Here is a 407-nt window from a genome sequence, read left to right on the forward strand (position 1 = left end):
GTCTATGATTCTCCCGTCATCAGCAACATCGAAGAGACGTTGTGGCTGCACTGCGTAAAAGCGATTCAACATGGGTTGCGGTTTGGACAGCATGGGCTGCCACTTATGGGGGCGGGTGACTGGAATGATGGTATGAACCAGGTCGGCATTGAAGGCAGAGGCGAAAGCGTCTGGCTGGGGTTCTTCCTGTACGATATTTTACAGCGATTCGCTACGCTCGCAGAACAGCAGCAGGACGCCAGTGTCGCGTTGATGTGTCGTTCTCAGGCGCTGCAGTTGCAAAAAAATCTTGAGACCTCCGCCTGGGATGGCGAATGGTATCGGCGGGGATATTTTGATGATGGCACACCTCTGGGTTCTAAAGGCTCGCAGGACTGTCGGATTGATGCCATTGCGCAAAGCTGGTC

General features: G+C 53.8%; 1 protein-coding gene. It reads left to right on the top strand.

The window, feature by feature from the left end:
- Positions 1-407, top strand: a 407-nt coding sequence (locus AC6EMZ_RS23325; protein WP_498405188.1) for a GH36-type glycosyl hydrolase domain-containing protein, incomplete at both ends; no start/stop codon positions are given.

The sequence above is a fragment of the Enterobacter sp. SCRI0065 genome (genome assembly GCF_059766475.1).